6 protein-coding genes are annotated in these 5,417 nt (G+C 65.6%); 2 read left to right on the forward strand and 4 right to left on the reverse strand.

Features of this window, described 5'->3' with window-relative positions:
- The 3 genes from VEG08_03230 to VEG08_03240 form a co-directional block, all read right to left on the reverse strand.
- Window positions 1-977, reverse strand: a 977-nt coding sequence (locus tag VEG08_03230; protein HXZ26993.1) for a PIN domain-containing protein, incomplete at its 3' end; no start/stop codon positions are given.
- A gap of 560 nt (window positions 978-1,537) precedes the next feature.
- On the reverse strand, window positions 1,538-1,720 hold the full coding sequence (locus tag VEG08_03235) for a hypothetical protein (GenBank protein HXZ26994.1): 183 nt from the start codon (window positions 1,718-1,720) through the stop codon (window positions 1,538-1,540).
- 52 nt (window positions 1,721-1,772) lie between these two features.
- On the reverse strand, window positions 1,773-2,447 hold the full coding sequence (locus VEG08_03240) for an ankyrin repeat domain-containing protein (GenBank protein ID HXZ26995.1): 675 nt from the start codon (window positions 2,445-2,447) through the stop codon (window positions 1,773-1,775).
- Window positions 2,448-2,551: 104 nt separating this feature from the next.
- Here VEG08_03240 and VEG08_03245 point away from each other — a divergent pair, with 104 nt between their 5' ends.
- A complete protein-coding gene (locus VEG08_03245; protein HXZ26996.1) occupies window positions 2,552-3,481 on the forward strand; it encodes an NADPH:quinone oxidoreductase family protein in 930 nt (309 codons plus the stop codon).
- A gap of 7 nt (window positions 3,482-3,488) precedes the next feature.
- Here VEG08_03245 and VEG08_03250 read toward each other — a convergent pair whose 3' ends face one another.
- Entirely contained in the window at window positions 3,489-4,184 is a 696-nt protein-coding gene (locus VEG08_03250; protein ID HXZ26997.1) for a PEGA domain-containing protein, read from the reverse strand.
- A gap of 189 nt (window positions 4,185-4,373) precedes the next feature.
- On the opposite strand from VEG08_03250, the gene VEG08_03255 reads away from it, so the two are divergent.
- On the forward strand, window positions 4,374-5,216 hold the full coding sequence (locus tag VEG08_03255) for a hypothetical protein (GenBank protein HXZ26998.1): 843 nt from the start codon (window positions 4,374-4,376) through the stop codon (window positions 5,214-5,216).
- Window positions 5,217-5,417: the final 201 nt, after the last annotated feature.

Below are 5,417 nucleotides of genomic sequence, written 5' to 3' on the forward strand. Positions count from 1 at the left end.
TCGAGCCTGCCAAAGATCATCTTGCCCGCGGTCGTCTGCAGCACCGAGGTCACCGAGACCTCCACCGTCTTGCCGATCATCTTGCGGGCGTTATCCACCACCACCATGGTGCCGTCGTCGAGATAGGCTACGCCCTGGTTGTACTCCTTGCCCTCCTTGAGGATGAAGACGCGCATGCCCTCGCCCGGCAGCACGATGGGCTTGAGCGCGTTGGCCAGCTCGTTGATGTTGAGCACCTCGACGCCCTGCAGTTGCGCCACCTTGTTGAGGTTGAAGTCGTTGGTGATGATCTTGGCTTCGTAGACCTTGGCCAGCTCGATGAGCTTCATGTCCACGTCGCGCACGGTGGGGAAGTCGTCCTCCACGATCTGGATGGAGAGGGAGGCGATCTTCTGGATGCGCTGCAGGATGTCGAGGCCGCGGCGGCCGCGGTTGCGCTTGAGCGAGTCGGCGGAGTCGGCCACCAGTTGCAGCTCGCGCAGCACGAACTGGGGGATGACGATGATGCCGTCGAGGAAGCCGGTCTCGGCGATGTCGGCGATGCGCCCGTCGATGATGACGCTGGTGTCGAGGATCTTGTAGGCCTTCTTGGCCTGCTTCTCGCCCCCGAAGATGCCGCCCAAAGCCGAGAGGTTGAGCAGGTCGCCCTTGTTGGCGCCCACCACCAGCCCTACGTAGGCCATCAGCAGCATCACCCCCAGCTCCAGGAAGCTGCGGGTGTGGCTCTCCTCGATGCTGTTGCGGATGACCAGGCTGAAGAGGTAGGCGCCGAAGATGCCCAAGACAGAGCCGATGGCGGCGCCGATCAGGCGCTTCAGGCTGACCTGGCGCAGGCGCAACTCGAAGACCACGATGAGCCCGCCGATGGCCAGCGCGGCGGCCCCGGCGGCGTTGCGGCTCAACCCGAAGGGCTGCAGCAGCCAGCCCGCCGCTGCTATCACCAGAAGAAATACGATGCGGATGAGAACCGATTCCATGACATCAGCCTCCGGTATGTCCCGGAAGGAGGCGGCCACGGCCGCTTCCTTGCCAGGTGGCGCCAGCTAAGCTCCCGGCCACGAGGTAAAAGCGAACGCCGGGAGCCCGGGTGCCGTTAGGGCGGAGCTTATGAAGACCTGTATGAAAAGCGCTCCGCAGGTCCGGGGTTCCTACCCCGGGGTTAAGACCTAGAAAGTAGGGTTGAAGTATACACCCGGGAGACAGGGGCGGGTGAGTTACACAGAGAGTAAACAAGGAGCGTGGATTTGATTTGCAAATAAGAGAACATCAGGGCATTTTGATGGCGTTGCCGCGATGCGGAGTGAGAGTCACGCGACCACTGGCGCCGCGGCCTCCTGAAGAGTCGAGTTGGGCCGAACCCGAACAGGGAAGATGAGCGGCCTTTGTCCTCCAGAACCTGGGAGGACAATGAAACCGGCGCAAAATTCTCGGGGGAGAAGCGCCGGTTTTTTATTTCCAGGGGTTAGGAGTTTGGAGTTAGGGAGTCAGCGGCGCAGGTGTAGCCGGGATGATCCTGCTAACTAACCCTAGCTACTAACTACTCCTCGATTCCCAGCGCCGCCGCGATCTCCGGCAGCGACCCTTCCACCAGCTCGCCATCCACGACGACCGAGGGAGCGGAGTAGGCGCCGAAGCGCTCGCCCAATTCCTCCAGCCAGCGCGGCTCCTGCAGGCTCTTCTCCTCGAAGTCGATGTGATGGAGGGAAAGAAACTCTTTCACCGTGCGGCAGGCGCTTCAGGTGGGCGAAGTGTAGAGCGAGACGCGGGGCAGGTCAGGCATCGCCGCCCGGGGTGGCCAGCTTGGGCTGCAAGATCTCGACCACCTGCTGGTGGCCCTTCTCCAGAGCCATGCCCAAGGGAGTGCGGTTGTCCTCGCTGATGGCGCTGGCGTCGGCGCGGTAGGCGAGCAGCAGGCGCACCATCTCGACGTTGCCGGCGGCGGCGGCCTCGTGCAGGGGGGTGATGCCGCCGTGCTGGTGGGCGTTGGCGTCGGCTCCCGCCTGCAGCAGGCGGCGCGCGATCTCCAGGCGGTTGGCGGCGACGGCGGCGTTCAGCGGGGTGTTGTTGAGCTGATTCTTGGACTTCAGGTCGAGCTTGGCGCCGCGCGCCAGCAGCAGTTCGACCACCTCCAGCCGGTTGAAGAAGGCGGCCAGGTGCAGCGCCGTCCAGCCATCCCCGGAGAAGGAATCGAGCAGAGCGGGACCGGCGTCGAGCAGGGCCGTGGCCCGCTTCCCCTCGCCCAGGGCTGCGGCCTCGAACAGGTCGAGATCGCGTTTGCGTTCGGCCAGGGCGCGGGCCAGCGCCTCCTGCCGGCAATAGACGGCGACCAGCACGGCGGTGGCGCCGTTGGCATCGCGCGCCGAGAGCAGAGCGGGGTTGGCCTTCACCTGCTTCATGACCTCGTCGCTATTGCCCGCCTGCACGGCGGCAAAGAAGGCTTCGTTCATGGAAACCCGGTATTGTAGGCCATTTCACCGCAGAGTCACAGCGACACGGAGAAAAGCGGGAATTTCCCCCCGCGCTCGTTTAGTATTTCCTGCCTATGAAAGCTATGGTGGCAACGCGCACGGGCGGGCCCGAGGTGCTGGAGCTGCGGGAGGTGCCCGATCCCCAGCCCAAGCCGGGCGAGGTGGTGGTCAAGGTGGAAGCCGCGGGCGTGAACTTCGCCGACACCATGCAAACCGCGGGACTCTACCCGGGCGGGCCGCAAGCTCCCTTCATCCCCGGCTTCGAGTTCTCCGGGACGGTGGCGGGCACGGGCGAGCGGGTGATGGGGGCGGGCGGCACCGGGGCCTACGCCGAGCGCATCGCCGTGCACAAGTTGGCGCTGGTACCGCTGCCGGAGAAGTGGTCGGCGGCGGAGGGCGCCTCCTTCCTGGTCACCTACCTGACCGCGTACTTCGCCTATTGGATGGCCGACGCCAAGCCCGGCGAGCGGGTGCTGATCCATGCCGCCGCCGGAGGCGTGGGCACGGCCGCCATCGAATTGGGCAAGATCATGGGAGTGGAGACCTACGGCACCTCCTCCTCGGAGGAGAAGCTGGCGCGGCTGAAAGCACTGGGTCTGGACCACGGCATCAACTACAAGAGCGTGGACTACGAGCAGGCCATCGCCGAGCTGACCAAGGGCGAGGGCGTGGACGCGGTCTTCGAGATGCTGGGCGGGGAGCACACCGCGAAGAGCCTGCGCTGCTTGCGGCAGTTGGGGCGGCTGATCGTGTACGGCTCGGCCAGCGGGCAGCCGCCGCAGTTCGACTTCCGCACCATGCTCTCGAAGAACGCCAGTGTGCACGCGCTCTGGCTGGCGCCGCTGGCGCAGCGCCCGGAGCGCCAGGAGGCGCTGAGGGAATTGATGGGCTGGGCGGCCGAGGGCAGGCTGCATCCCATCGTCGGGACCACCCTGCCCCTGGCCCAGGCCGCCGACGCCCATCGCCTGCTGCTGGGCCGCAAGAACTACGGCAAGGTGGTGCTCACGCCCTAAGCGCGGCCTACTTCGCTGCTTCCAGCTCCGCCTTCAGGTGGACGTCGCCGCCCGTGACCTTGATCTTCCGCTCCCAGGGCTGGTACCCGGCCTTGGAGATGCGCACCTGGTGCTCGCCCGGAGCCAATTCCAGGGACGAGGGCGTGCTGCCCATGAAGTTCCCGTCCACCTCGATGTCGGCGCCGTCGGGGTTGGAGGAGACCTCGAGCTTGGCCGCCGCAGGGGCCGCCGGGGATGGGTCAGGCGCGGGGTCGGCGCTGGCCGCGGCCGCCTTGGCCGCTCCTCCACTGGCCCAGTCCTTCAGGATGGCTTTGCAGGCGTCGTCGACCGAGCCGCCCAGCGTCACCGTAGAGTGGCTGACGATGGAATCACCGTCGCGATTGAAGACGGCCACCTTGTTGTCCTTGCGCAGGATGCCCTTGCCGCCCTCGTGGTCGAGCAGCACCACGTAATCGGCCTTCTCCTGCTTGTTGTTGATGGTCACGTCGGGGCAGCGTTCCCCGAAGGTCTTGATGATCTCGGCGGTCTGGGGGCGGGCGCCGCCGCTCGAGGCGCCGCCGAACCCTTCGCTGGATCCGCCGCCGCCGCCGCTCATCTCCCAGGACTTGCTGTCAGTGATGAAGACGCGGGGCTTTTGCTGTGCCGCCGCCACTCCGACGGCGACGAAGAAGGCAAGCAGAGGAAGAAGAAGGGATGGTTTCATGACGAGCTCCGGCCAGCACGAGATTCAGGGGCCTACAAGCTTGGATGCGGAATCGGGCGAAGACGGCCATGGGGACAACCTACTTTGTGGTTGCAGGGGTGGGAGTCTTGGGGTAGAGTAGCGCGCACATTTCCCAGGGTCCCCCAAAAGAAAGCCAAAATCCAGGAGGCCATAAGGCCGAGGTTTGCCATGGCAAAGAAGCATCTAGCAGTCTGGGCGGCGCTGTGCTTGCTGCTGGGGACGGTGGTAGCGGCAGCGCGGGCGCAGGACCTCTCCAAGCGGCTCACCAACCAGGACGTGATCGAGATGGTGAACCTGGGGCTGAGTGACGACGTGATCATCGAGAAGATCCGGACGGCCGACGGGATCAAGTTCGATACCAGCGTGGACGGCCTGAAGGCGCTGAAGGCGGCCAAGGTGTCGGACGCGGTGATCAAGGCGATGATCAACCCCAAGGAGACGCCGGCGCCGGCCGCAGCCGCCGCCGCGCCCGCCGCCCCTGCCGACGATCCCAACCTGCCGCCCCGAGAGATCGGCATGTATTGGAAGGACGGCACGAACTGGGTGACGCTCTACGGCCAGAACGTCAGCCAAGCCAAGATCGGGGGGCGCTGGGCCCACGCTTTCAGTTATGGCATCGCCTCCAAACACTGGAACGCGGAGGTCCAGGGCGAGCACTCGCGCAACGTGGTGAAAGACCGCAACCCGGTCTTCTACGTCTACGTGCCGGAGGGCATGAGTCCCACCGACTACACGCTGCTGAAGCTGGACAAGAAGAGCGACCACCGGCAGTTCGAGGTAGGCTCGATCGCCGGCTGGGGCGGCGGCAAGTCGGGGCTGCGCGAATCCAACATGCGGGGCTTTGACTTCGTGCAGATCGCGCCCCGCACCTTCAAGCTCACCCTGGTGCAGGAGCTGAAGCCGGGCGAGTACGGCTTCTTCATGGGCACCGGGCAGGCCCTGGCTATGGGCAACGGCACCGAGGGCGGCAACGCCCAGGGCCGCATCTACGACTTCCAGATTCCGCAATAGATCTGGCCCACCGGTTTCCGCGGGGAGCGTCTCCGACGCTCCCCGTTTGGTTTTGTGCGCAAGCTCAGTGAGACCAGCAGGCCGGCTCCCGCGGCGCGGGCGCGGGGCGGGCCGCCCCGGGCTGGGACGAAGCGGCGCAATCCAGGGATGGGCCGCCATATCCAAACTCCGTCGCCGGCGTCTATAGCAATAATGCAGGAG

Source organism: Terriglobales bacterium (assembly GCA_035624475.1).
GTDB lineage: Bacteria > Acidobacteriota > Terriglobia > Terriglobales > Acidobacteriaceae > DASPRL01.